The sequence below is a fragment of the Herminiimonas sp. CN genome (assembly GCF_000622895.1).
GTDB lineage: Bacteria > Pseudomonadota > Gammaproteobacteria > Burkholderiales > Burkholderiaceae_D > AVCC01.
The window spans coordinates 1-24,783 of record NZ_AVCC01000030.1 but is presented as its reverse complement, the minus strand read 5'-3'; the positions used below and the strand labels follow the sequence as shown (position 1 = coordinate 24,783).

Genomic DNA, 24,783 nt, shown 5'->3' with positions numbered 1-24,783 from the left:
CGGCCAGGAGGCTGGCCGCACTGCGCCTGAATCAGTTTTAATCAAGCATCTCGCGGTACTCCGGTCAGGCCGGGGCCGCATCGAAAGGATCGATGATGGAATTATTCCGCATCAAAAAAGATATTCCGTTTATGCGCCACGCATTGATACTCAATGCGATCTCGGTGATCACGTTTGCGCTGGCGGTGTTTTTCCTGCTGCACCGGGGCCTGCATCTGTCGATTGAATTTACCGGCGGCACCGTGATGGAGGTGACGTATTCGAAGGCGGCCGACCTCGACGGCATCCGCAAATCGGTCGAAACGCTCGGCTATGCGGATAACCAGGTGCAGAGCTTCGGCACTGCGCAGGACGTGATGATCCGCCTGCCGCTGAAGAGCGGCGTGACGGCAGCCGAGCAAAACAGCAAGGTGATGGCGGTGCTCAAGGCCAAGGATGCCGAGGTGGTGCTCAAGCGCGCCGAGTTCGTCGGGCCGCAGGTGGGCGAGGAGCTCGCGCACGACGGCCTGATGGCGCTGGCGATGGTGATCTTCGGTATCGTGGTCTATCTGGCGCTGCGCTTCGAATGGAAGTTCGCGGTGGCGGCGATTATCGCCAACCTGCACGACGTGGTCATCATCCTGGGCTTCTTCGCGTTCTTCCAGTGGGAGTTTTCGCTCTCGGTGCTGGCCGGGGTGCTGGCGGTGCTCGGCTATTCGGTCAATGAATCGGTGGTTATCTTCGACCGCATCCGCGAAATGTTCCGCAAACACCGCAAGATGGCGGTGCCGCAGGTCATCGACCACGCGATCACCAGCACCATTTCGCGCACCGTCATCACGCACGGCTCGACCCAGATCATGGTGCTGTCGATGATGCTGTTCGGCGGCCCGGCGCTGCATTATTTTGCGGTGGCGCTGACGATCGGGATTCTGTTCGGGATTTATTCTTCGGTGTTCGTCGCCGCCGCCATCGCAATGTGGCTCGGCATCAAGCGCGAAGACCTGGTCAAGCCGGTCAAGGATAAGGTCGAAAACGATGGCGCGGTAGTATAAGCCTTCGAAGCTGCTTCCAAGCCAGCCGCCAGAAATCTGCCGGCTGGCTTTTTTTATACGCGCGATCCGGCTGCGGTGAAAATGAAAGACTATTCCTTTCTGGGGTCGATATAAAACTGGTAATTCCTGCGCCCCATTTGCTTGGCCCGGTACATGGCGTCGTCGGCGCGGGCTATCAGGGCATCGACATTGCTGCCGTGTTCGGGGTAGTGGCTGATGCCGATGCTGGGCGTGACAGTCAGTATATTGCCGTCGATCTGGTACGGCTGTACCAGCGCGGCCAGGATTCTTTTGGCGCTCTCGCCCGAGGAGGTCGACTGCGAGTGCATGTCGGGCAGCACCAGAACGAACTCGTCGCCGCCGATGCGCGCCACGGTATCGACCGCGCGCAGCAGGCCGCGCAGCCGCTTCGCCACCGCCTGCAACAGCAGGTCGCCGACCCGGTGGCCGAGCAAGTCGTTGATCGGCTTGAAACTGTCCAGATCGATAAACATGACGGCCACCTGGTTGCCGCTGCGCCTGGCTGCAGCCATCGCTTGCCTGAGCCGGTCTTCCAGCAGACGGCGGTTGGGCAAATCGGTCAAGGCATCGTGATCGGCCAGGTGACGGATCTGTTTTTCCGCTTGCAGGCGCTCCTGGATCTCGGCTTGCAGGCGCTGATTGGCGGTGGCCAGTTCTGCGGTGCGCTCCTGCACCCGCAGCTCCAGAGTGTCGCGCGCGCGCACCAGCGCTTCCTGTGCGAGCCTGCGGTCGGTGATGTCTTCGGTGATGTAGATCGAGCCACGGCCGAGATCGTCCGGATCAATCGCCTTGGCCAGCAGGCGGCACCAGAACGTGCTGCCGTCGCGCCTGCGCATCAGCAGCTCGGTATCGAGCCGCTCTCCGCGGCCCAGCGTGGCCCGGGCCAGGCTGGACAGTTCGGCGAACGCTTGCGGCGACGGATACAGGGCGTCGGTAGTCTGCTGGATCAGTTCGTCGCTGGGCCAGCCGAACATTTCGCTAAAACGCTGGTTGCAGTGCAAGAAATGGCGTTTGCGGGTGAAGGTGATGGCCAGCGAGACGTTGTCCAGAATTGCCTGATGCTCCAGCAGCAGCCGCTGCGCGGAGGCGTCGTCGGCGCGGCGTTCGGTGATGTCTTCGATCAGGTAGATCTGGCCTTGGTCGGGATCAGCCGGATCGATCGTGTTTATCCGCAGGCGGCACCAGCACATGCTGCGGTCGCGCTTCTGCAGCAGCAGTTCGGTATCGAACGGTTGCCTGCGGCCCAGCGTCGCGCTGGCAAGACTGGAGAGTTCGGCACCTGCCTGCGCCGATGGATGCAGCAGGCTGGCCGGCTGCCCGGCCAGCTGCTCGCCCGGCCAGCCGAATATTTCGCTAAAGCGCGAGTTGCAGTGCAAAAAACAACCGTCGCGGATAAATGCGATGCCCAGCGCAACATTGTCCAGCAGCGCCTGGTATTCCAGCAGCGCCTGGCGATTTTGCGCGGCGCCAATCGGCGGTGGGGGTTTTATCATGTTGATGCGCAAAGTGGGAGCAGATGGTAAACGACGTTGCTTGATGACTTGGTCTCGATTGCATGCAAATTAAACTTGTCACGCGGTTGTCATCATAAGCTGCTTTTTCTTCCTTGTGCAGCTGTCTTTGTCGTCGCAATCGTCGCATCGAGCCGGTTTTTGAGTTTTTCGAGAGTTTCCTCTAGCGTGATGAAATCAGTTTCGGTATAGCCGGAGAACGGCTGTTTGCAGAACTGTATATGCGGATCGAACACTTGCTCGAAGGTGCGTTCGCCGGCTGCAGTCAGTTGCACGATGGTGTTGCGGCGGTCTTCCCGGCCGCTGATGCGCCGCACCAGTTGCCGGGTTTCCAGGCGGTCGATGACGCCGGTCAGGGTGCCTTTGGTAATCAGGGTTTTCCGGCCCAGTTCCTTGAAGGTCATGCCCGCCGTATTGCCGAGAGTGACGATGATGTCGAATTGGGCCTGGGTCAGGCCGGTCTTGCGGATGTCGGCCCCGGACATTTGCTCGAAGCTGTGATAGCACTCTGACAATAGGCGCAGGCTGCGTAAATAGCGTTCTTTCATGGCGGAATTAGAATTATTAGGATTATATCGGGCTGCGGTCGATGCGCTTGCTCAGGATGATCGAAGTCGAGGTCTGGCGCACGCCGTTGATGAGGCCGATCTTGTCCAGCAGATGGTCCAGCTCGCCGGTCGAGCGGCAGCGCAGCGTGAGCATGTAATCGATGGCGCCGCTGACTGCGCACAGGGATTCGACTTCCGGGATTTTTTCCAGCGCGCTGACCAGGGCGCCGGCCTGGCGCGGATCGACCGCGATGCCGACATACGCGCGCACCGCCGGCTGGTACAGCGCCTGGTTCAGGCGCAAGCCGTAACCGGCGATCACGCCGCGCTTCTCCAAGCCGCTGATGCGGGCGATCGCGGTGGTGCGCGCCACCCCGACCCGCTTGGCGATGGTGGAGACCGGCATGCGCGCATCGTCCATCAGCAAGGCCAGAATTTTACTGTCGACGTCATCCAGATTCGGTTTCATGTATTCCAGAGTGTAGTGCTTCTTGGTCAATTTGTATCAGGATAGTACATTCTGACGACATTGTTCTCTCTATTTTCCGACAGCGCCTGGTTCTAAACTTATTTCAACAATACTTCCATAACCAGAACCAGGCGGAGACGACCATGACAAGCAAATTGATCCTGTTGGGCGCCGGTAAAATCGGCGACGCCATCCTGAACCTGTTGTCCCACAGCGGTGATTATGCAGTGACCGTGGCCGACCGCGATCCGTTGCGGCTGGATACCATCCGCCAGGCCGGCTTCCCCAATGTGCGCGTGGTCGAGGCCGATATTTCTGACGCATCTACAGTGACCCGGCTGATCGACGGCCACCAGGCGACGCTGTCGGCCTGCCCGTACTTCCTGACGCCGGTGATTGCGGCGGCGGCCAAGGTGGCCTGCTCGCACTATTTCGATCTGACCGAGGATGTCGAGAGCACCCGCATCGTCAAGCAGATTGCCGAAGGTGCCAGCACCGCTTTCGTGCCGCAGTGCGGGCTGGCGCCGGGCTTCATTTCGATCGTCGCCAGCGATGTCGCCAGCCGCTTCGACAGCCTGCGCGATCTCAGCATGCGGGTCGGCGCGTTGCCGATCTATCCGAACAATGCGTTCAAGTACAACCTGACCTGGAGTACCGACGGCTTGATCAACGAATACTGCAATCCCTGCGAAGCGATAGTCGACGGCCAGTTGCGCGAGACTTCGGCGCTGGAAGAGATCGAGGCATTCGCGCTGGACGGCATCCACTACGAAGCCTTCAATACTTCCGGCGGCCTGGGCACCCTGTGCGAAACGCTGGCCGGCAAGGTCGAAAACCTGAACTACAAAACCGTGCGCTATCCGGGCCATCGGGACATCGTCAAGATGCTGATCCGCGACTTGCAGCTGGGTTTGCCGGCGCGCCGCGCTATCCTCAAGGAAATCATGGAAACCGCGATTCCGATGACCAAGCAGGACGTGGTGCTGGTGTTCGTCAGCGTTTGCGGGATGCGCGGCGGGCGCCTGGAGCAGGAGTCGTACGCGAAGAAGATTTACAGCCGGGAGGTCAACGGCCAGCTGCTGTCGGCGATCCAGATCACCACCGCAGCCGGGATCTGCAGCATGGTCGATCTGGTGCTGGCCGGAAAATTGCCGCAAGCCGGACTGGTGCGGCAGGAGCAGACCAGGCTGGCCGACTTCCTCGGCAACCGTTTCGGACAATACTACGCGGCATAAGCGTACCGGATAACAGGAGCAGCAATGAATGACATCATAACGAATCTCACCACTGATCTCTCAACCTTATTGCAGGAATGCGGCGTGGATCTGCGTCAGTATCAGGGCCAGGATCTGATCAGCCGCTCGCCGCTCGACGGCGCAACGCTGGCCAGCCTGCGCATCGATACTGCCGCGCAGGTCGGCGCATGCATCGGCCGGGCGCAAGCGGCGTTTGCGCAATGGCGGCAGGTGCCGGCGCCGCGCCGGGGCGAACTGGTGCGCCTGTTCGGCGACGAGCTGCGCGCCCACAAGGCCGCGCTGGGCACGCTGGTCACGCTGGAGGCCGGCAAGATCGTGCAGGAAGGCCTGGGCGAAGTGCAGGAAATGATCGATATCTGCGATTTCGCCGTCGGCCTGTCGCGCCAGCTGTACGGCCTGACCATCGCGTCCGAGCGCCCCGGCCACCGGATGATGGAAGTCTGGCATCCGCTCGGCGTGGTCGGCGTGATTTCCGCCTTTAATTTTCCGGTCGCGGTGTGGTCGTGGAACGCCGCGCTGGCGCTGGTGTGCGGCAACAGCGTGGTGTGGAAGCCGTCCGAGAAAACGCCGCTGACCGCGATCGCGGTGCACAGCCTGTTTGCGCGGGCCATCGCGCGCTTCGGCAGCGATGCGCCCCCCGGGCTGGCGGAACTGATCATCGGCGCCGCCGATGCCGGCCGCACGCTGGTCGACGACGCCCGCGTGGCGCTGGTCAGCGCCACCGGCAGCACAGCGATGGGGCGCGCGGTGGGCCAGCGCTGCGCGCAGCGCTTCGGGCGCACGATTCTCGAGCTGGGCGGCAACAACGCGATGATCGTCGCGCCCAGCGCCGATCTGGCGCTGGCCCTGCGTGCGATCACCTTTGCGGCGGTCGGCACCGCCGGCCAGCGCTGCACCAGCCTGCGCCGCCTGTTCGTGCACGACAGCATTTACGACGCGCTGCTGCCGCAGCTTAAGAGCATCTACGACGCGCTGCCGGTCGGCAATCCGCTGCAGGCCGGCACCCTGGTCGGGCCGCTGATCGATGCGCAGGCATGCGATGCGATGCAGACTGCGCTGGCGGCCGCGCGCGCCGATGGCGCGCGGGTGCATGGCGGCGCAGCGGTGGCGGTGGACGGCTGCGCCGGCGGCCATTACGTGCGTCCGGCGCTGGTGGAAATGCCGGCCCAGACCGCGCTGATGCAGCATGAAACCTTCGCGCCGATCCTGTACGTGCTGCGCTACGCGACGCTGGAGCAAGCGATCGGACTGAACAACGGCGTGCCGCAGGGCTTGTCGTCCTGCATCTTCAGCACCGACCTGCGCGAAGCGGAACGCTTCCTGGCCGGCAGCGATTGCGGCATCGCCAACGTCAACATCGGCCCCAGCGGCGCCGAGATCGGCGGCGCGTTCGGCGGCGAGAAGGAAACCGGCGGCGGCCGCGAATCCGGCTCCGACGCCTGGAAAGCCTACATGCGGCGCGCCACCAATACCATCAATTACAGCGATGCGCTGCCGCTGGCGCAGGGGATCAGCTTCGGTCTGTAAGCGCTCAACGTGCGACACGATAAACCGTGATCCGGGGCCGGCCGCGGCCGCCTCAGTCAAATGTATTTTGCAGGGGTATAAGGTTTATCCAAGCTGTTTTCAAATAAAAATATGCGGGCTTGAAAAATACAGCTTGTAGTATGATATTTTTTTACCCCATTCATAATCCGAGCCTGAACATGCTGATACCTCACCGCCTGCGCGGCATTCTGGCGCTGCTGCTTGTGACCTGCATCTGGGGCACGACCTTTCCGGCCATGAAGGATTTGTCGGCCGATCTGTCGGCGGTCTGGATCGCGCTGCTGCGCTTTGCGCTGGCGGGGCTGCTGCTGGCGCCCTTCCTGTGGCGCGCCCGGCGGGGCGATCTGCTGGCCGGCGCGCTATTGGGCGCGACCCTGTTTGCCTCCTTCATGCTGCAAACCGAAGGCCTGGCGCTGACCAGTTCCAACCGCAACGCCTTCATCACCGGCCTGAACGTGCTGGTGGTGCCGCTGCTGGGCGTGCTGGCCGGCAAGCTGCCGCCGCGCCATATCGTGCTGGCGGTTGCGCTGGCGCTGGGCGGGCTCACCGCGCTGTGCTGGGATGGCGGGGCCTGGTCTTATGGCGACACGCTGGCGCTGGGCGGTGCGGTTTGCTACGGGATTTACGTCAAGCAGACCGAAATGGCGACCCGCAGGGCCAGCCACCTGATGGCCCTGACCGCGATGCAAGTCATCACGGTCGGCGTCTGCGCCGCGCTCTGGCTGCTGCTGTGGGAGCTGCCGCGCCATCCGCTCGACTGGACGCTGCTGCAGCAGGCGCTGCACCAGCACGCCCCGAATCTGCTCTACCTCGGCATCGTCGCCACCGCCGCCATCATTGCGCTGCAGGCCTGGGGCCAGCGCCATACCAGCGCCAACGAGGCGGCCGTCACCTACGCGTTCGAACCGGCCTGCGCCGCTATCGCCGCCTATTTCTGGATCGGCGAAACCATGGGCTGGGGCGGCGCGATCGGCGGCGTGCTGCTGATCGCCGGCATCATAGCCAGCCAGTGGAGCAGCAGCGCTGCGGAGACGGAAATGCCGGTCACGGTGCCGGCCGCATCCTGACGCGCCCCGACGCGCCCCGACTTTTCTTCGGCGCCATTCTTAAGGCTTGGCCGACTGCACCAGATCCATGCGGCGGCGCAGGCGCAACGCCTCTGCCGCCTCGCCGGCCTGCTCGGCGCGCAGCGCCTGCACGCCTAGCCATGCCAGCAGCGGGCGGCGCCAGCCTTGGGCCGAGGCGGTGTCGACTGCCAGCGCCAGCAACGCCGGACTGGCGCGGTGGCTGCGCAGCAGGATGCCGGCCGCCACCAGGCGCGCCAGCGGATCATCGATTCCGGCCACGGCCGCAGCAGGGTCCGGGGCCGGCTGCAGCACGCCCCGGTGCTGCGCGGGCAGCAGCGCGATGTCTTGCGGCTGCGCCCGGCCAGCCAGGTAATCGGCGTAGGCGCGTTCCGGCGCGGCGGCATCTGCGCGCAACTTGTCGAATCCGCTGCAGTCGTCCAGCACCAGGCTGGCCACGCGGCCGGCGCAACGGATCAGTTCCAGCCGCGCCATCAGCGTGATTTGGCCGGTGCTGGCGATTGCGCTGCGCGCGCTGGCGAACTCCTGTGCTTCGACCCAGTCGTTGCCGGACAGATAGGCAGCGGTGGCGCGCTCGATGCTGCTCTTGGCGTTCATTTGCCAGTCGGGCACGACCGGGCCGCTGGCGCAGGCGCACAGCAGCGTGGCAACCGCAAAAAATGATAGGAATCTCATGGCAGCCTGACCTCCGCTTCGCGCCTGAACGGCCACTTGCGATTGATTTCATTGACCAGTTGCTCGATCTTGCGCAGATTGCTTTCGACCTCGGCGCGCAGCGGCGCCAGGTCGGCGCTGGCGTCCTTGAGGTTGGCGCCGACCGCCTGCGCTTCGAGCAGCACCGCATCGACTTTTTTCAGGCTGGCCCTGGCATCCGTCAGCAGGCCACCCAGCTGCTTGACGGCGGCGCGGGCTTCCGGCATCGCGCCGTCCTTGCCGAATACCTGGCTGTCGGCCTTGACTGCCAGGCCATCGACAGTGCTCAGCAACTGGTTGGCGCGGTCGATCGTGGCCAGCAGTTTCTGCGTATTCTCATCGGTGCCGGCCAGCACCCCCAGCGCACCGCTCTTGCCGGCCAGTTTTTCCGTGACCGACTTGACGTTGCGCAGGCTCAGTTCCAGCGCCGAGTCGGTTGCGGTCAGGCTGTTCAGGTTCTGCAGCAATTCCCTGGCGGCGGCCAGCAGGCGCGGGATTTCGGCGCCGGCATCGCCGCTCAGCACGCTACGCACTGCGCCGTCCGCCAGCGGCGGGTCGCTCAACATGCCGCTGAAGGCGCGCAGGCGGGTAGCGCCCACGATGCCGCGTTCCATCGTGAAGATGCTGGAACTGCGCAGCCAGTGCGCATCCTTCCTCGCCACTTCGACCACCATGCGGGCCTTGCCCTCATTGTTGAGCTCGATGCGGCTGACGCGCCCGATCGCAAAACCGGCGAACGTGATGTCCATCCCGAGCACCACGCCCTCGGCATCGTCCGCCACCAGCACCAGTTTCTGGGTCGATTCGAACGCGCCGCGCGCATACATCAGGTAGATCACCGTGGCCGACACCAGCAGCACCATCAGGATCAGCAGCAGGGCCGCCTTGAACTCGAGGTGGGAAATTGGCGGCATGGCCGGTGGGGGCGGTGCATTATCGATTGTATCGGCTGTATCTGTCATGGGATTTGAAGGTGTGCTAATAATAATTGCCCATCAGGGAGGCCACTTCGATCACCAGTACCACGGCAAACAGGCGCACCATGCCGGCCAGCCCGGCGGCCAGATGGGTGCGGTTGCGCCGCGTCCCGGTCAGGCCGTCGTAGTACGCGGAGGCCATCGGGATAATCGACACCGCCAGGCTGAAAAAGAAAATTTTCAGCGCCAGGATCATGGTTACGGCCGGGTTGAACACCTGGCCGACCACCCGCGTGTAGCCGGCCAGCGCCCAGGGCGTAAAGCCATAGACGGTCAGATAGGCCAGCACCAGCGTCATCAGGCAGCTGACCGCGCCCAGCATCCAGACCGAAAACACGCCAGCCAGCACGCGCGGCAGAAATTCGCGCCGGATCGGGTCGATGCCCTGGCGCTGCAAGGCGTCCAGTCCGCCCTGGGCGCGCATCTGCTCGAGTTCCGCGCCGCCCGGCAGCGTGCAGCGCAGCGCCACGAACAGCGCGGCGGTGAGCGGAATCAGCTCCAGCACCAGCACCCGCACCACCATCTCGATGGCAAAGCGCGACAAGCCGTAACTGAGCGCGGTAACCACCACAATCCGGATCAGCACTACGCTGATCAGGGCCGACAGCACGGTAAACCACAGCAGATTGCGCGCCGTCGCGTACACGATCTGGCGCGCGATGGCGCTGCGATTGGCGCGCGCATAGGTCGAAGGCGACAGCGCCAGCGCCAATGCCACCACGCTAAACAGCACGATCTGCCACCAGCTGACCAGCCACGCCAGCACTGTGCGGCCCAGGCGCCGCAGCGCCGGGAAGGAAGAGACCTGATTCATGTTGCGATGGTAGCAGCGATCTCGGCTGTGGTGCTGATGCGCCCGGAAAAGGGGTATTCTGTCTCGATGTCGCTTGCTTCCCTTTCCACTCTGGCCCAGGTTCCGCTGCGTATCCTGCTGATTTCTCCCGAAGGCGAAATCTCGCTCACGCTGGCAGGGCTGTTGCAGCCATTGCAGATGGCTGCAAAAATTCTCGGTCCGGCCCGTTTGCAGCTGGATTTGATGCCGTTGAAGTCCGCCGTGCAGGCGCCGGCCGGGCCTGCCGCGCAACTTTGTTTGCTGGTGTCGGACGATGCATTGGCCGGCCTGAGCAGGGAGCAGGGCCGCCTGCTGCTGCAGCGCTGTCAAGCCGCCCCGGTCTGGGGCGCGGCCGGGGCGGCGGTGCTGTGGCTGGCGCGCAGCGGCGCGCTGGACGGTGCGCGCACCGCGCTGCCGTGGGCGCTGTACGCGGATGCCGGCGAAGTCGCCGGGCGCGCGATCCTGACCCCGAACCTGTTCGAGCTCGACGGCCACCGGCTCAGTTGCTGCGGCGGCGCGGCCAGCATCGACTTCGCGCTGAGCCTGATCGGCATCCTGTTCGAGGTCCGGCTGCAGGCGCAGGTCCAGGAAGCGCTGTGCGTGGAGCGCATCCGCGACGCCAGCGAGCGCCAGCGCCAGGCGCTGCAGGCGCGTTTCGGGGCGCTGCAGCCGAAACTGTCGGAAGCGGTGACGCTGATGGAAAGCAATATCGAGGAGCCGCTGAGCACCGACGACATCGCCAATCTGGTCGGGCTCTCGCGCCGCCAGCTGGAGCGCCTGTTCAAGCAATACCTGGGCGCGGTGCCGTCGCGCTATTACCTGGAGCTGCGGCTGCAGCGCTCGCGCCAGCTGCTGCTTGAGTCGCACCATTCGATCGTCCAGATCGGCCTGATGTGCGGCTTTTCCTCCGGCTCGCATTTCTCCACCGCCTACGGCGCGCTGTTCGGCATCACCCCGCGCGAGCAACGCCAGCGCAAGCTGGCGCCAGGGCATGGCGTTCTGCCGGATCCATTGAGGTTATAGGAAGCAACGGGTATGTCAGCAAATGCACGATTTTTCGCCTGTTTTGTTGCGGCTTTAAAAAATACAATTCCCTGTATTCTAAAACGGCAGCAGCCATAACCAGAACGGCAGACATTGCAGTTTGGTAGTGCTCAAGAAGCGCCTGGCACAGGATTATGATATTTCCTGTCGCAGTTTCAAAAGAGTTTTAGCGCCGGGTTTTTTACAATGGCACCATCTTCGGGATGATGCGGGAGCCAACGTGAATATGAATGAATCGACCAGCCTGCAAGCAGGCGCAGCAATCCCGGTGCCGATTGCCGTCAACAGACAAACCTTCGATGCGGTGATGGTGCCGACCTATGCGCCCAGTACGATGGTACCGGTGCGCGCATCCGGCCTGGAAGTGTGGGACCAGCAGGACAAGCGCTATCTCGACTTCACCGCCGGCATCGCCGTCACCAGCCTCGGCCATGCGCACCCGGCGGTGGTCGAGGCGCTGTGCGCGCAGGCCCATACGCTGTGGCATGTCGGCAACAGCTACACCAACGAGCCGGTGCTGCGGCTGGCGACCGCGCTGACGCAGGCGACTTTCGCCGAGCGCGCATTTTTCTGCAACTCGGGCGCGGAAGCCAACGAGGCCGCCTTCAAGCTGGCGCGCAAATTCGCCGGCAACCAGTTCGGCCCGCACAAGTCGCGCATCATTTCCTGCACCAATTCCTTCCACGGCCGCACCCTGTTTACGGTCTCGGTCGGCGGCCAGCCCAAGTACACCGAAGGCTTCGGACCGCTGCCGCAGCACCTGACACACATTCCGTTCAACGACATCGCAGCGGCGCGCGCCGCGTTCGGCGACGATGTCTGCGCGCTGGTGGTCGAGCCGGTGCAGGGCGAGGGCGGCGTGCTGCCGGCCAACCGCGAATACCTGGAGGCGCTGCGCGGATTGTGCGACCAGCACCGCGCGCTGCTGATCTTTGACGAAGTGCAATGCGGGATGGGCCGCACCGGCACCCTGTTCGCCTACATGGGGTACGGCGTCACGCCCGACATCCTGACCTCGGCCAAGGCGCTCGGCAACGGCTATCCGGTCGGCGCGATGCTGACCACCGACGCGATCGCGGCCGCGTTTACCGTCGGCACCCACGGCACCACCTACGGCGGCAATCCGCTGGCCGCCAGCGTCGCGCTGCAGGTATTGCAAACCATCAATACGCCCGGCTTCCTGGCCCGGGTCGGGCAGGCGGCGCAGCACCTGACTGCCGCGCTGCAGGCGATCATTGCCGACCATCCGGCGGTGTTTGCCGAGGTGCGCGGCAGCGGCCTGATGCTGGGCATGGCGCTGTCGGAGCAATATCGCGGCCGTGCCAAGGAGATCACCCGGCTGGCCGAGGAAGAGGGCCTGATGCTGCTGATCGCCGGCCCCGACGTGGTGCGGCTGCTGCCGGCGCTGGTCGTGTCCGATGCGCAGATCGCCGAAGGCGCCGGCCTGCTGCGCCGTGCGCTGGCTCGGTTTCTGGCACAGTCTGCATAGGTGTATTTTTTTATTCAACAATAAAAATATGCCGAAAATGCCAGTTTTTTAAACATACTCCAACCTGGAGAGATTTCATGTTCGTGGTTCGCCCGGTAACTTCCGCGGATATTCCTGCGCTGGCGTCGCTGGCAGCGGCGGCAACGCTCGGCGTGCATACCTTGCCGCGCACGCCCGGAACGATCGCGCGCGCGGTGGAGCGCTCGCTGGAATCGTTTGCCGCCGAGGTCGATGTGCCCGGCGAGGAGTCGTACCTGTTCGTGCTGGAGTCAAGCGCCGATGGCGCGCTGCTGGGCTGCGCGGCGATCTCCGCCGCGGCCGGCGCCAACGGCACCTATTTCGCGTTTCGCAACGACGTCATGCAGCAGGTTTCGCGCGACCTGCATATCAGCCACAGCGTGCATGCGCTGACCCTGTGTTCGGCACTGACCGGCTACTCCCAATTGTCGGGGTTTTTCGTGCGCGGCCGGGGTGGTGAAACAGGCGGCCGCGAGGCGGCGCTACTGTCGCGCGCGCGCCTGCTGTTCGCCGCGCTGGCGCCGCAGCGTTTCAATGCGCGCTTTTTCGCCGCGCTGGCCGGCGTCACCGACGCCAGCGGCGCCTCGCCGTTCTGGGAGGCGCTGGGGCGCAAGTTCTTCCAGATGGATTTCCTGGAAGCCGAGCGCCTGATCGAAGGCGCGCGCAACCGGACCCTGATCATCGAACTGATGCCGCACTATCCGGTGTATGCGCCGATCCTGCCGGGCCCGGCCCAGGCTGCGATGGGGCAGGTCCATGCGGAGGGCGAATTACCGTTCCAGCTGCTGACGGAAGAAGGCTTCGAGCCGGACGAGTTCATCGACATCTTCGACGGCGGCCCGATCCTGCAGGCGCACAAGCATGCGCTGCGCTCGTTTAACGCCTCCTTCCTGCGCCCGGTTAGCGACCGGCTGCCGCCGGCCGACCCGGCCGCCGACGCCGAGCCGCCGGTCGCTTATCTGCTGGCCGCCGCCCGCCCCGACGATTTTCGCGCCGCCCTGTTCGATTGCGCTCCGCTGGAATATGCGTCGGCTGTCTGGCTGCCGCCGCAGTTGCTGGAACGTTTGCAGCTGGCGGTCGGCGAAGCCGTTTTATGCGTCAGATTGTGAGGTCGGAAATGCTGGTCGTACGCGCGATTCAAGAGCAGGACCTGGATGGATTGTTCGAGCTGGCCAGCCAGGCCGGCGAAGGCATGACCACGCTGAAAGCCGACCGCAAGATGCTGTCGCAGCGGCTGGAAGTGGCCTGCGCCTCGTTCGCCGAGCAGATCGCGCCGCCGCAGCGCGACTATCTGTTCGTGATGGAAGACACCGGCAGCGGCCGGCTGGTCGGCGTCTGTGCGATCAAGAGCGCGATCGGGCTGGACCAGACTTTCTATAACTACCGCATCGGCACCCTGGTCCATTCCAGCAGGGAACTGAATGTGTTCTCGCGCATGGAAACGCTGTACCTGTCGAACGATCTGACCGGCTGCGCCGAGCTGTGCTCGCTGTTCCTGCATCCGGATTACCGCAGCGGCAGCAACGGCAAGCTGCTGTCGAAAAGCCGCTTCCTGTTCATCGCGCAATTCCCGCAGCTGTTCCCGGAAAAGCTGATCGCCGAGATGCGCGGCTACCAGCGCGCCGACGGCGCCTCGCCGTTCTGGGACAGCCTGGGGCGGCATTTCTTCAAGATGGATTTCAACCGCGCCGACGACCTCAGCAGCCTCGGCACCAAGTCCTTCATCGCCGAGCTGATGCCGCGCTATCCGTTGTACGTCGCCTACCTGCCGGCCGAAGCGCAGGAGGTGATTGGCCGGGTCCATGTCGCCACCGCGCCGGCGCGCCGCCTGCTGGAGCAGGAAGGCATGCACTACGAAGGCTATGTCGATATCTTCGACGCCGGGCCGGTGCTGCAGGCGCGGGTGAGCGAGTTGCGCGCGCTGCGCGAGAGCGCGTTGGTCATCATCGAGCCGGCAGCAGAAGGGGTTGCCGGCGCGGGCGAGCCTACGCTGGTTTCCAATACCGTGCTGCGCGACTTCCGCATCATAGTCGCGCCAGCGCAGCCGCAACGGGCGCGCATTGCCCTATCCGTAGCCGAGCGGGAACTGCTGGCCTGCAGTGCCGGCGATCCGGTGCGCAGCATGCCACTCAACGCAAGGAAGAATCCATGATGCCAGCGCATTGCATCAACGGCCAATGGCGCGCCGGCCAGGGCGAAGCCTTCGATGTCATCAATCCAGCCAATGGCGAGACGGTCTGGTGCGGCGCGGCCGCAGCGGTAGATGACGTCGACGATGCCTGTCAGGCGGCCCGCGCCGGCTTCCGGCTCTGGTCGCGCACGCAGCTGGCGGCGCGGATTGCAGTCTGCCAGCGCTTTCGCGACCTGCTGAAGGAAAACGCCGAAGCGCTGGCCGGCCTGATCGCGCTGGAAGTCGGCAAGCCGCTGTGGGAAGCGCGCACCGAGGTGGCCAGCATGGCGGCCAAGGTCGATATTTCAGTGCAGTCCTACCAGGCGCGCACCGGCCACACGCAAGCCGCGGTGGCCGACGGCAGCGCGGTGCTGCGGCACCGGCCGCACGGCGTGTTCGGCGTGTTCGGTCCGTACAACTTTCCCGGCCACCTGCCGAACGGCCACATCGTGCCGGCCCTGATCGCCGGCAACGCGATCGTCTTCAAGCCGAGCGAATATGCGCCGCAAACCGCGATCAAAACGGTCGAGCTATGGCAGCGCGCCGGCTTGCCGGACGGCGTGCTGAACCTGGTCAACGGCGGCCGCGCCAGCGGCGAGGCGCTGGCGCAGCATCCGCAGCTCGACGGCATATTGTTTACCGGCAGCTACCAGACCGGCGCCATCCTGCATCGCCAGTTCGCCGGTCAGCCGGGCAAGCTGCTGGCGCTGGAAATGGGCGGCAACAATGCGCTGCTGGCGTGGGATGTGCAGCATCTCGATGCGGCGGTGCATCACGCGATCTTTTCGGCCTTCGTCAGCGCCGGCCAGCGCTGCACCTGCGCGCGGCGCCTGATCGTCGAGGATTCCGAGCGCGGCCAGGCCTTCATCGATCGCCTAGTGGAGGTCGCCGGCCGGATCGCGGTCGGCGCCTCGGATGCGTCGCCGCCGCCGTTCATGGGGCCGGTGGTGTCGGCAAAAATCGCTGAAAAACTGCTGGCTGCGCAAGCCGGCCTGGTGGCGTGCGGCGGCCGAGTGCTGCTGGAAATGCGCCAGCTGGTGCCTGGCACCGGCTTCCTCTCGCCCGGCATCGTCGATGTGACCGGCGCTAGGGAAGTGCCGGACGAGGAATGGTTCGGCCCCTTGCTGCAAGTGCTGCGGGTGGCCAGCTTCGATGCTGCGCTGGCAGCGGCCAATGCGACCGCATACGGCCTGGCCGCCGGCCTGCTGTCGGACGATCCGGCCTTGTGGCAGCAGTTCCTGGACGGCGCGCGGGCCGGCATCGTCAACTGGAACCGGCCGACTACGGGCGCGGCCAGCAGCGCGCCGTTCGGCGGCATCGGCAACTCCGGCAATCACCGCCCCAGCGCCTATTACGCCGCCGATTATTGCGCGTATCCGGTGGCATCGATCGAGAATCCCGCGTTGGAAATGCCGCAGCAGCTGTCGCCGGGATTGCATTTCTAATTACATAGGCAAACAGGTCGAAAGAACGCATGGATACCACACGCGAATTCAATTTTGACGGGCTGGTCGGCCCTTCGCACAATTACGCCGGCCTGTCGTTCGGCAATGTCGCCTCGTTCAGCAATGTCAAAAGCATGTCGAACCCGAAGCAGGCGGCGCTGCAGGGGCTGGCCAAGATGCGCGCGCTGGCCGCGCGCGGCTTCGCCCAGGCGCTGCTGCCGCCGCAGCTGCGGCCCGATTTCCGGCTGCTGCGCAGCATCGGCTTTGGCGGCAGCGACGCCGATGTGCTGGCGCGCGCCGCCCGGGAGGCGCCGGTGATCCTGGCCTGCGCCTATTCTGCGGCGCCGATGTGGAGCGCGAATGCGGCCACGGTCAGCCCCTCGGCCGATACGATGGACGGCCGCGTGCATTTCACGGTGGCCAACCTCAACAGCAAGCTGCACCGCTCGTACGAGCAGACCCAGACCGCGCGCGCGCTGCGTTCGATTTTCCGCGACGGCACCCGCTTCGCGGTGCATGACGCCTTGCCTGCCACGCCGGCCTTCGGCGACGAGGGTGCCGCCAACCATACCCGGCTGTGCGCCGCGCACGGCGCTGCCGGAGTGGAACTGTTCGTGTACGGCCGGGTCGAGTTCGATGCCGCAGCGCTGGCGCCGCAGCGCTTTCCGGCGCGCCAGACGCTGGAGGCCAGCCAGGCGGTGGCGCGGCTGCACGGCCTGCAGCCGCAGCGCACCGTGTATGTGCAGCAGGACCCGGCGGCAATCGATCAGGGCGTGTTCCACAACGATGTGATTGCGGTCGGCAACGGCAATGTGCTGTTGTATCACCAGCAGGCCTTCCTCGATGAATCGGCTGTCATTACTGCGCTGCAACATGCGCTGGCCGATGCCGGCACCGAATTGCAGCCGATACGGGTCGCAAGCAGTCAGGTGCCGGTGGCCGATGCGGTAGCCAGTTATCTGTTCAACAGCCAGTTGCTGTCCAAAAGCGATGGCCGGATGGCGCTGGTGGTGCCGCAGGAATGCCAGGAAAATCCGGCGGTGGCGCGCTATCTGCAAGGCCTGGTCGCCAGCGGCGGGCCGGTCGATGAATTGATCAGTTTCGATCTGCGCCAGAGCATGCGCAACGGCGGCGGCCCGGCCTGCCTGCGCTTGCGGGTGGCGCTGAGCGCTGCCGAGGCGGCGGCGATGCATCAGGGCGTGGTGATGACCGAGAGCCTGTACGCCAGCCTGGTGGCCTGGGTCGGGCGGCACTATCGCGATCGCCTGGCGCCGCAGGATCTGGCCGATCCGCTGCTGGCGATTGAAATTCAGGCTGCGCTGGAAGAATTGGGCATGATTCTGGGTTTGCCGGAGTTGTACGCTTTTTAGGTGGCCTCGGGCTGCAATTTTTCAGGTGCATTAACGCTCCGATGGCACGTCCAGCACGATAGTGCTTTTCATGCGGTTGATAAGTTTGGTATCGTTCGCTTGCGGTCGGCGTAACTTTACGAAGACCAATAAACAGGGTTGTTGTCAAATTCAGACGCTCTGGAGACGTGATTGCGCATTCATCCAATGTGCAATCCACATAAAAAAACTGCAAGTAATTTGCCTGCAGTCAGGTAGTCCACTTATCGGGAGGGCATCAATGAAACTGAAACATCTAGTCGCCGTAATCGGCCTGTCATGCGTGGTATCGGCGCAGGCTGCCGACTTGAAGGAATTGCGTGTCGGTCAGGATCCGACCTACGAACCGTTCGAATACAAGACGCCGGACGGCAAGCTGGTGGGCTTTGAAGTCGACATCGCCAACGCGCTGTGTGCTGAAATGAAAATGAAATGCGTATTTTTCGACCAGTCCTGGGAAGGCATCATTCCCTCGCTGCTGGCCAAGAAATACGATGTGATCATTTCGTCGATGTCGGCCACCGATGAACGACAAAAAAACAGTCATTTTCTCCAATAAAGTCTACAACACGCCTTCGCGCGTGGTCGTCAAGCGCGGCAGCGGCATCAATGGCTCGCCGGCATCGCTGAAAGGCAAGAAAATCGGCGTGCTCAAGGGCTCCACTCAGGAAGCCTACTCCAACAAGGTGTTTGCCAAGGCCGGCGCCACCGTGGTCGGCTACGGCAATACGCAGGATTCCTATCTGGACATGGCATCCGGCCGCCTCGACGCGCTGGTGGCGGATATCGTCGAAGTCAAGGCCGGTTTGCTGAGCAAGCCTGAAGGCAAGCCATTTGAACTGGTCGGCGCCAGCCTGGACGATCCGCTCTTCAACGTCGGTACCGCCGCCGCCTTGCGCAAATCCGATACCAAGCTCAGGGATCAGATCAATGCCGCACTGAAGGCGATTCGCGCCAACGGCACTTACAAGAAAATTGCCGACAAATACTTCGATTTTGACGTCTACGGCAAGTAAGTAAGCGGTAATGCTGTGCGGCCCGATGCCTGCCACCTGTTTTACCGGCGTGCATCGGGTTTTTGATTTCGATACCTATTGAGCGGATGACTTATGTTCCATGGATATGCCGGGCATATTTTGCGCGGTTTTGCGACAACGCTGGAGATTGCGCTGCTGTCGCTGTTTATTGCGACGCTGATCGGTCTGGTTTGCGCGCTGATGGCGACCTCGGAGAATCGTTTTTTGCGCGAATTTACCCGCATTTATGCGGTTGTCATCCGCGGCATCCCGGATTTGCTGCTGATGCTGATGCTGTTTTACGGCGGCCAGATTGCCATCAATAATTTTCTGGAATGGCTCGATCTGAGCATGCAGCTTGAGCTCAACCAATTTACTGCCGGCGTGATTACGCTCGGCTTCATCTACGGCGCCTATTTCATGGAGACCTTCCGCGGCGCGCTGCTGGCAGTGCCGCCTGGTCAGGTCGAGGCCGGCCGTGCATTCGGCATGACCGCCTTCAAGGTCAACATCCGCATTCTGTTGCCGCAGATGGTGCGCTTTGCGCTGCCGGGGTTTACCAATAACTGGCTGGTGCTGTCGAAAGCGACCGCGCTGGTGTCGGTGATCGGCTTGCAGGATGTGATGTACCGCGCCAAGGAAGCCGGCGCCGGTTCGCGCCAGCCGTTCACCTGGCTGCTGTTCGCCGGCATCCTGTATCTGCTGATCACCTCGATCTCGCTCTACCTGCTGCGCCGGGTCGAGCGCAAGTATTCGGTCGGCGTGCGTTACGGGAGTCATGTATGAATTTCGAGGCGATACTGACTGCGGATACTTTTGCTCTTTACCTCGGCGGCTTGTGGATGACGGTGAAGCTGCTGCTGGCCTGCGTGGCGCTCGGCTTCCTGTTGTCGGTGCCGCTGGCGGTGGCGCGCAATTCGCGCCTGCTGCCGGTCAGCAAAGCCGTATGGGCCTTCACTTACGTGGTGCGCGGCACGCCGCTGCTGCTGCAGATGTACCTGATTTATTACGGCTTGTCGCAGTTCGAGGCGGTGCGCAACAGCTTCGCCTGGACTGCGCTGTCGGAGCCGCTGTTTTGCGCGGTGGCCGCGCTGACTATCAATACGGTCGGGTATACGACCGAGATCTTCGCCGGCGCGATCCGCAGCCTGCCGTATGGCGAAATCGAGGCTGCCAATGCCTACGGCATGAGCCGCTGGACCAATCTGCGCCGCATCATTTTGCCGTCCGCGCTGCGCGCCAGCCTGCCGACCTACTCGAACGAAGTCATCATGATGCTGCACGCGACCTCGCTGGTCAGCACCATCACGCTGCTGGATTTGACCGGCGCCGCCAACCGCATCTATTCGACCTATTACCTGCCGTTCGAAGCCTTCATGGTGGCCGCCGCGGTGTACATGGTGCTGACGTACATCCTGGTGCGCGGCTTCCGCTATGCCGAATGGCGCTATCTGGCCTACCAGCGGCCGCAAGAGGTGAAATGATGCGCATCGATCAGCATCCGCTGCCGGCCGGCAGCAGCAATTGCCAGTACAGCCTGAGCAGTTTCCACTTCGGCCAGCCGGGCGCAAAAAAAGTCTACCTGCAGGCCAGCCTGCACGCCGATGAGCTGCCTGGCATGCTGGTGCTGCATCATCTGCGTGCGCTGCTGGAGCGGGCCGAAGCCGAAGGCCGGCTGCAGGGCGAGATCGTACTGGTGCCGGTGGCGAATCCGATCGGCCTGTCGCAAACCTTCATGCACGACCAGATGGGCCGCTTCGATTTCGCCAGCGGCACCAATTTCAACCGCGGCTTTCCGGACCTGTCGGAGCCGATGATTGCGCTGCTGGCCGATGCGTTGGGCGACGACGCGCAGCAGAATGTGGGCCTGATCCGCGCCGCCATGCGGCAGTTGCTGGACGCCGCAGAGTGCCGCACGCCGCTCGACGGCATGCGCATCGGCCTGATGCGGCTGGCGCACGATGCCGATATCGTGCTCGACCTGCATTGCGACTGCGAAGGCGTGATGCATATCTACGCGCCGTCGGATCATGTGGCCGAAGCCGGGCGGCTCGGCTGCTATCTGGGCGCGCGCGTGCTCCTGATCGCAGATGCGATCGGCGGCGGCTGTTTCGATGAAATGCTGTTCAAGCCGTGGCTGCGCCTGCGCGCGCGTTTCGGCGCGCAGTTTCCGGTGCCGCAGTCCTGCTTTGCCAGCACGGTCGAGCTGCGCGGCGAGCAGGACGTGTCGCACCAGCTTGCCAGCGCCGACGCGCTGGGCATCTACCATTACCTGTGCGGCGCCGGCCTGATTGCCGGTGCGGTGGCGCCGCCGCCAGCGGCGGTCTGCGTGCCGACCCCGCTGGCCGGCTCGGTGACCGCCTGTGCAGCCGAACCGGGAGTGATTTCGTATGTGGCCCGCCCGGGCGACGTGCTGAAGTCCGGCGACGTGATCTGCGACATCGTCGATCCGCTCTCCGGGGGCTCGTATGCGGTAACCAGCCCGATCGACGGCGTGATGTACTCGCGGGTGATATTCCGCTATGCGACGCGCGGCATGGAGCTGGCCAAGATTGCCGGCAAGACCGAGAGGCGCAGCGGCAATCTGCTCGGCCCATGATCTGCGAGCCTGCACCTGAAGTCCGGGGTATGGCTGAACAGCATAGTGTTGCCGCAGTATTTTATTGACTCTTAAAAAATACATATAGAAGTATTTTAAGAAACAGTTAGGAATCGCCATGTCCCAGTTAGTTGTCGAAAATTTGCACAAGCGCTACGGCCAGAACGAGGTCCTCAAGGGCATCTCGGTCGAGGCGCACAAGGGCGATGTGATCAGCATCATCGGCGCCTCCGGCTCCGGTAAAAGCACCTTTTTGCGCTGCATCAACCTGCTCGAAAAGCCGACCGAAGGCCGCATCATCGTCAACGGCAGCGAGCTCAAGCTGGTGCGGCAGAAAAACGGCGACCTCGATTGCCCGGATGCCCGCCAGTTGCAGCAGGTGCGCTCCAAGCTGGCGATGGTGTTCCAGCACTTCAACCTGTGGTCGCACATGACGGTGCTGGAAAACATCATGGAAGCGCCGCTGCACGTGCTCGGAATTTCCAAGAAGGAGGCGATGGAGCGCGCCCGCCATTACCTGGCCAAGGTCGGGGTCGAAGGGCGCGAGGATTATTACCCGTCGCATCTGTCGGGCGGCCAGCAGCAGCGGGTGGCGATTGCGCGCGCGCTGGCGATGGAGCCGGACGTGATGCTGTTCGACGAGCCGACTTCCGCGCTTGACCCGGAACTGGTGGTCGAAGTGCTGCGCGTGATGCAGAATCTGGCCAAGGAAGGCCGCACCATGATGGTGGTCACGCACGAGATGGAGTTCGCCCGCAGCGTCTCCAACCAGGTGATTTTCGTCCATCAGGGCGTGATCGAGGAGCAGGGCGATCCGCGCATCGTACTGTCCAACCCGCAAAGCGCGCGGCTGCAAAAATTCCTGTCCGGCGCCTTGAAGTAAGGCCTTATTCGGCCTCGCGCAGGCGCGCCTGGCTGACGCTTGCGCCATCTTCGGAGCGAAGCGTCCAGAACGTCAGCGACGACAGCACGGTCAGCCCGCCCAGGGTCAGGAACGCGTAATGCAGCGCCCGCGTCACCGCCAGCTGGTCGGTCTGCGGCAGGCCGCCCAGATACCAGCCGGCGACCAGCGAGCCGAAGGCCAGCCCGAAGCTCATCGACATCTGCTGCAGCGCGCTGGCAAGGGTGCTGGCCATGCTGGAGTCGGCGCTGTTGATGTCGGCATACACCATCGAATTGATGCTGGAAAACTGCAGCGAATTGAAGAATCCCTGCGCCAGTCCCAGCAGCACGATCATGGCCAGTGGGCTGGCCGCATCGATCAGCGCAAACAGGCAGATGGTACAGCCAATCATCACCGTATTCACGATCAGCACCCGGCGGTAGCCGAAGCGCCCCAATACCCTGGCAGAGATCAGCTTCATCCCCATTGCGGCAGCCGCGGTCGGCATCATCAGCAAGCCCGATTGCCAGGCCGGCAGGCCGAGGCCGAGCTGGTATAGCAGCGGCAGCAGAAACGGCAGCCCGCCCAGGCCGAGGCGGGTGATGAAGCCGCCCAGCACCGAAACCCGGAAGGTGCGCACCTGAAACAGCTGCAGCCGCAGCAACGGATAGCGCATCTGGCTGGCATGCCAGGCGTAGGCCGCCAGCAGGCTGACGGCCAGCAGCAGCAGGATCGCGGTCGAGGTGGCGTCGATCGTATGCTCGCCGAAGATTTCCAGCAGCCAGGACAGCAGCGCGGTGCCGCTGCCGAACAGCACCAGTCCGATCAGGTCCAGCGGGCGCGCGATCGCGCCGCGGTAGTCCGGCATGTAGCGGTGGATCAGGAATTGCGCAGCCAGGCCGACCGGCACATTGACGAAGAAGATTTCGCGCCACGACAGCCAGTGCACGATCAGGCCGCCCACCGTCGGCCCGAGCAGCGGCCCGATCAGCGCCGGAATCACCACGAAATTCATCGCCGACAGCAGCTGCGACTTGGGGAAAGTGCGCACGATCGCCAGCCGGCCGACCGGCATCATCATTGCCGCACCGATGCCCTGCAGTATCCGTGCGGCCACCAGCATCGGCACATTGAGCGCCAGGCCGCACAGCATCGAGGACGCGGTAAATACGGCAACCGCGGAGCTGAACACCCGCCGGGTGCCGAAGCGGTCGGCCATCCAGCCGCTGATCGGGATGCACACCGCCAGGCTCAGGATGTAGCTGGTCACCACCGCCTTCAGGCTCAGCGGCGTCACCTGCAGGCTGGCGGCCATCGCCGGCACCGCGGTATTGACGATGGTGGAATCGAGCTGTTCCATGAACAGGGCGGTGGCGACTACCCAGGGCAGATAGCTCTTGACGACGGGATTGTTCATCTGCGGGCATGCCTATATGAGTTCTGATGCGGCTTGTGCTGGCGGCGTGCGTCGCCGCAGCCTCATTCTAAGGCGTTCGGCCCATTCCTTCACGCTGCCGCACTGCTGTAAATTGACGTCGCGTAAGCGGAAGCAAGCAGTCGCCGTTTGGCGCACACTGGCTGCTTTAGATTGGGGAGATTGTATGCAAAAAGACTTGCCGGCGGCATCCATGCCAGCCATTCCCGACCCGGTGCGGGCACTGGCCGCGGCGGATTTCACCGGCATCGAACAGGCTTTCACCGCAGCCGGTTTTGCGGTCGGCCGGCCGGGACCGGGCATGCTGCAAATCGCTTCGCCAATACCGCAGCCAGGACGGATGGCGGTGCTGCTGTCGGTCGGCATCCACGGCGACGAGACCGGGCCGATCGAAATGCTGGCCAGCCTTATGAGCGAACTGGCGGCAGCGCCGCAGCAGCTGGCGGTCGATCTGTTGCTGGTGGTCGGCAATCCGGGGGCCATCGCGCAGCAGCGGCGCTTCATCGAGGCCGACCTGAACCGCTTGTTTGCCGCCGGGCGCGGCGCGTTGCGGGCGGTTGCCGAGGCCGCGCGGGCCGATGCCATCATGGGCGCCACCGCAGGGTTTTTCGCCAGGACCGATGCGCCGAAATGGCATCTGGATCTGCATACCGCGATCCGGCCGTCGCGGTATCCGACTTTCGCCATCGTGCCGGATGTGATCGCCGACGCCGGCAAGCGGGTGCTGCATCACTGGCTGGCGCATGCCGGCATCGAGGCTGAGGTGGTCAGCCCGCACTCGGCCGGCACCTACAGCGCCTACAGCGCGCAGCAGTGCGCGGCCATCAGCGCCACGCTCGAGTTGGGCCAGGTCGGCCGGCTGGGCCAGAACGACGCCAGCCTGCTGGCGCAGCCGCAAGCGGCCCTGGCGGCGCTGCTGCGCGCGCAGCAGCAGGTGCTGGCGGCGTCGGACACGGTGCGCCTGCCGCAGCGCTTCCGGGTGACGCAGGAAATCATCAAGCGCAGCGACGCCTTCCGCATGGCATGCGATCGCAACACCTGTAATTTCACGCCGATGCAGCAGGGCCAGCTGATCGCCAGCGACGGCGCGACCGAGTACCGGGTGCGGCAGGCGCAGGAGTACATCCTGTTCCCGAACCCGGAGGTCCGGGTCGGATTGCGCGCCGGATTGATGGCAGTGCATCAGCAGTAAAATTCTTATTTTGCATGGGTATGCTAAATAAGTATCTGTCTAACGCTTGATATATCTGCGATTGTTTAAAATACTGCAATCAGTACCTTAAAATGCAAAAAAGCCGTTGCGCAGGCTGCGCAACGGCTTT

At 63.7% G+C, this 24,783-nt stretch carries 24 protein-coding genes; 17 read left to right on the top strand and 7 right to left on the bottom strand.

Features of this window, described 5'->3' with window-relative positions:
• The first annotated feature begins 95 nt into the window (after positions 1 to 95).
• A complete protein-coding gene (secF, locus tag HMCN_RS0108605; protein ID WP_025917005.1) occupies positions 96 to 1,034 on the top strand; it encodes a protein translocase subunit SecF in 939 nt (312 codons plus the stop codon).
• A gap of 89 nt (positions 1,035 to 1,123) precedes the next feature.
• On the opposite strand, the gene HMCN_RS18270 is transcribed toward secF, so the two are convergent.
• From HMCN_RS18270 to HMCN_RS0108590, 3 genes are all read right to left on the bottom strand, one after another.
• Complete coding sequence (locus HMCN_RS18270; protein WP_155837492.1) at positions 1,124 to 2,548, bottom strand: diguanylate cyclase domain-containing protein; 1,425 nt, start codon at positions 2,546 to 2,548, stop codon at positions 1,124 to 1,126.
• 92 nt (positions 2,549 to 2,640) lie between these two features.
• Positions 2,641 to 3,114: a MarR family winged helix-turn-helix transcriptional regulator gene (locus HMCN_RS0108595; RefSeq protein ID WP_025917003.1), complete on the bottom strand. Its 474-nt coding sequence runs from the start codon at positions 3,112 to 3,114 to the stop codon at positions 2,641 to 2,643.
• A 22-nt stretch (positions 3,115 to 3,136) separates the two neighbouring features.
• A complete protein-coding gene (locus tag HMCN_RS0108590; RefSeq protein ID WP_025917002.1) occupies positions 3,137 to 3,583 on the bottom strand; it encodes an Lrp/AsnC family transcriptional regulator in 447 nt (148 codons plus the stop codon).
• A 143-nt stretch (positions 3,584 to 3,726) separates the two neighbouring features.
• On the opposite strand from HMCN_RS0108590, the gene HMCN_RS0108585 reads away from it, so the two are divergent.
• The 3 genes from HMCN_RS0108585 (at position 3,727) to HMCN_RS0108575 (ending at position 7,454) form a co-directional block, all read left to right on the top strand.
• The gene (locus HMCN_RS0108585; protein WP_025917001.1) at positions 3,727 to 4,818 is read left to right on the top strand and encodes a saccharopine dehydrogenase family protein; all 1,092 of its coding nucleotides are present in this window, start codon (positions 3,727 to 3,729) and stop codon (positions 4,816 to 4,818) included.
• A 24-nt stretch (positions 4,819 to 4,842) separates the two neighbouring features.
• Entirely contained in the window at positions 4,843 to 6,366 is a 1,524-nt protein-coding gene (locus HMCN_RS0108580) for an aldehyde dehydrogenase family protein (protein ID WP_025917000.1), read from the top strand.
• Between the two features lie 179 nt (positions 6,367 to 6,545).
• Positions 6,546 to 7,454: a DMT family transporter gene (locus HMCN_RS0108575; protein ID WP_051566869.1), complete on the top strand. Its 909-nt coding sequence runs from the start codon at positions 6,546 to 6,548 to the stop codon at positions 7,452 to 7,454.
• A 39-nt stretch (positions 7,455 to 7,493) separates the two neighbouring features.
• Here the strand turns inward: HMCN_RS0108575 and HMCN_RS0108570 are convergent, their stop codons facing one another.
• The 3 genes from HMCN_RS0108570 to HMCN_RS0108560 form a co-directional block, all read right to left on the bottom strand.
• Positions 7,494 to 8,147, bottom strand: a complete 654-nt coding sequence (locus HMCN_RS0108570) for a hypothetical protein (RefSeq protein WP_025916998.1) — start codon at positions 8,145 to 8,147, stop codon at positions 7,494 to 7,496.
• Positions 8,144 to 9,079 (bottom strand): MlaD family protein, encoded by a 936-nt coding sequence (locus HMCN_RS0108565; RefSeq protein WP_035626381.1) that lies wholly within the window; start codon positions 9,077 to 9,079, stop codon positions 8,144 to 8,146. The genes HMCN_RS0108570 and HMCN_RS0108565 overlap by 4 nt, the downstream gene beginning before the upstream one ends.
• Positions 9,080 to 9,143: 64 nt before the next feature.
• Entirely contained in the window at positions 9,144 to 9,956 is an 813-nt protein-coding gene (locus tag HMCN_RS0108560; protein WP_025916996.1) for an ABC transporter permease, read from the bottom strand.
• Positions 9,957 to 10,022: 66 nt separating this feature from the next.
• On the opposite strand from HMCN_RS0108560, the gene HMCN_RS0108555 reads away from it, so the two are divergent.
• The 12 genes from HMCN_RS0108555 (at position 10,023) to HMCN_RS0108505 (ending at position 22,026) form a co-directional block, all read left to right on the top strand.
• A complete protein-coding gene (locus HMCN_RS0108555) occupies positions 10,023 to 10,997 on the top strand; it encodes a GlxA family transcriptional regulator (RefSeq protein ID WP_025916995.1) in 975 nt (324 codons plus the stop codon).
• A gap of 247 nt (positions 10,998 to 11,244) precedes the next feature.
• On the top strand, positions 11,245 to 12,507 hold the full coding sequence (locus HMCN_RS0108550) for an acetylornithine/succinyldiaminopimelate transaminase (protein ID WP_051566862.1): 1,263 nt from the start codon (positions 11,245 to 11,247) through the stop codon (positions 12,505 to 12,507).
• 77 nt (positions 12,508 to 12,584) lie between these two features.
• Positions 12,585 to 13,634 carry an arginine N-succinyltransferase gene (locus tag HMCN_RS0108545; RefSeq protein ID WP_025916993.1) on the top strand — a complete coding sequence of 350 codons (1,050 nt, stop codon included), beginning with the start codon at positions 12,585 to 12,587 and terminating at the stop codon, positions 13,632 to 13,634.
• Positions 13,635 to 13,642: 8 nt separating this feature from the next.
• Positions 13,643 to 14,677 carry an arginine N-succinyltransferase gene (astA, locus tag HMCN_RS0108540; RefSeq protein ID WP_025916992.1) on the top strand — a complete coding sequence of 345 codons (1,035 nt, stop codon included), beginning with the start codon at positions 13,643 to 13,645 and terminating at the stop codon, positions 14,675 to 14,677.
• Positions 14,677 to 16,140 carry a succinylglutamate-semialdehyde dehydrogenase gene (gene astD, locus HMCN_RS0108535; protein WP_025916991.1) on the top strand — a complete coding sequence of 488 codons (1,464 nt, stop codon included), beginning with the start codon at positions 14,677 to 14,679 and terminating at the stop codon, positions 16,138 to 16,140. The genes astA and astD overlap by 1 nt, the downstream gene beginning before the upstream one ends.
• A gap of 29 nt (positions 16,141 to 16,169) precedes the next feature.
• Positions 16,170 to 17,510, top strand: a complete 1,341-nt coding sequence (gene astB, locus HMCN_RS0108530; RefSeq protein WP_025916990.1) for an N-succinylarginine dihydrolase — start codon at positions 16,170 to 16,172, stop codon at positions 17,508 to 17,510.
• A gap of 259 nt (positions 17,511 to 17,769) precedes the next feature.
• Positions 17,770 to 18,087: a transporter substrate-binding domain-containing protein gene (locus HMCN_RS19795; RefSeq protein ID WP_238552055.1), complete on the top strand. Its 318-nt coding sequence runs from the start codon at positions 17,770 to 17,772 to the stop codon at positions 18,085 to 18,087.
• Positions 18,053 to 18,544, top strand: coding sequence for a transporter substrate-binding domain-containing protein (locus tag HMCN_RS19790; RefSeq protein WP_238552052.1), 492 nt, complete (start codon positions 18,053 to 18,055; stop codon positions 18,542 to 18,544). Before HMCN_RS19795 ends, HMCN_RS19790 begins: the two co-directional genes overlap by 35 nt.
• Before the next feature lie 93 nt (positions 18,545 to 18,637).
• Complete coding sequence (locus HMCN_RS0108520) at positions 18,638 to 19,330, top strand: ABC transporter permease (protein WP_025916989.1); 693 nt, start codon at positions 18,638 to 18,640, stop codon at positions 19,328 to 19,330.
• Positions 19,327 to 20,028: an ABC transporter permease gene (locus tag HMCN_RS0108515; protein WP_025916988.1), complete on the top strand. Its 702-nt coding sequence runs from the start codon at positions 19,327 to 19,329 to the stop codon at positions 20,026 to 20,028. Before HMCN_RS0108520 ends, HMCN_RS0108515 begins: the two co-directional genes overlap by 4 nt.
• Positions 20,025 to 21,143 carry a succinylglutamate desuccinylase/aspartoacylase family protein gene (locus HMCN_RS0108510; RefSeq protein WP_051566860.1) on the top strand — a complete coding sequence of 373 codons (1,119 nt, stop codon included), beginning with the start codon at positions 20,025 to 20,027 and terminating at the stop codon, positions 21,141 to 21,143. Before HMCN_RS0108515 ends, HMCN_RS0108510 begins: the two co-directional genes overlap by 4 nt.
• A gap of 118 nt (positions 21,144 to 21,261) precedes the next feature.
• Positions 21,262 to 22,026: an ABC transporter ATP-binding protein gene (locus HMCN_RS0108505; protein ID WP_025916986.1), complete on the top strand. Its 765-nt coding sequence runs from the start codon at positions 21,262 to 21,264 to the stop codon at positions 22,024 to 22,026.
• 4 nt (positions 22,027 to 22,030) lie between these two features.
• Here the strand turns inward: HMCN_RS0108505 and HMCN_RS0108500 are convergent, their stop codons facing one another.
• The gene (locus tag HMCN_RS0108500; RefSeq protein ID WP_025916985.1) at positions 22,031 to 23,443 is read right to left on the bottom strand and encodes a DHA2 family efflux MFS transporter permease subunit; all 1,413 of its coding nucleotides are present in this window, start codon (positions 23,441 to 23,443) and stop codon (positions 22,031 to 22,033) included.
• A gap of 184 nt (positions 23,444 to 23,627) precedes the next feature.
• Between HMCN_RS0108500 and HMCN_RS0108495 the strand changes: the two genes are divergently transcribed.
• Positions 23,628 to 24,653 (top strand): succinylglutamate desuccinylase, encoded by a 1,026-nt coding sequence (locus HMCN_RS0108495; RefSeq protein WP_025916984.1) that lies wholly within the window; start codon positions 23,628 to 23,630, stop codon positions 24,651 to 24,653.
• Positions 24,654 to 24,783: the final 130 nt, after the last annotated feature.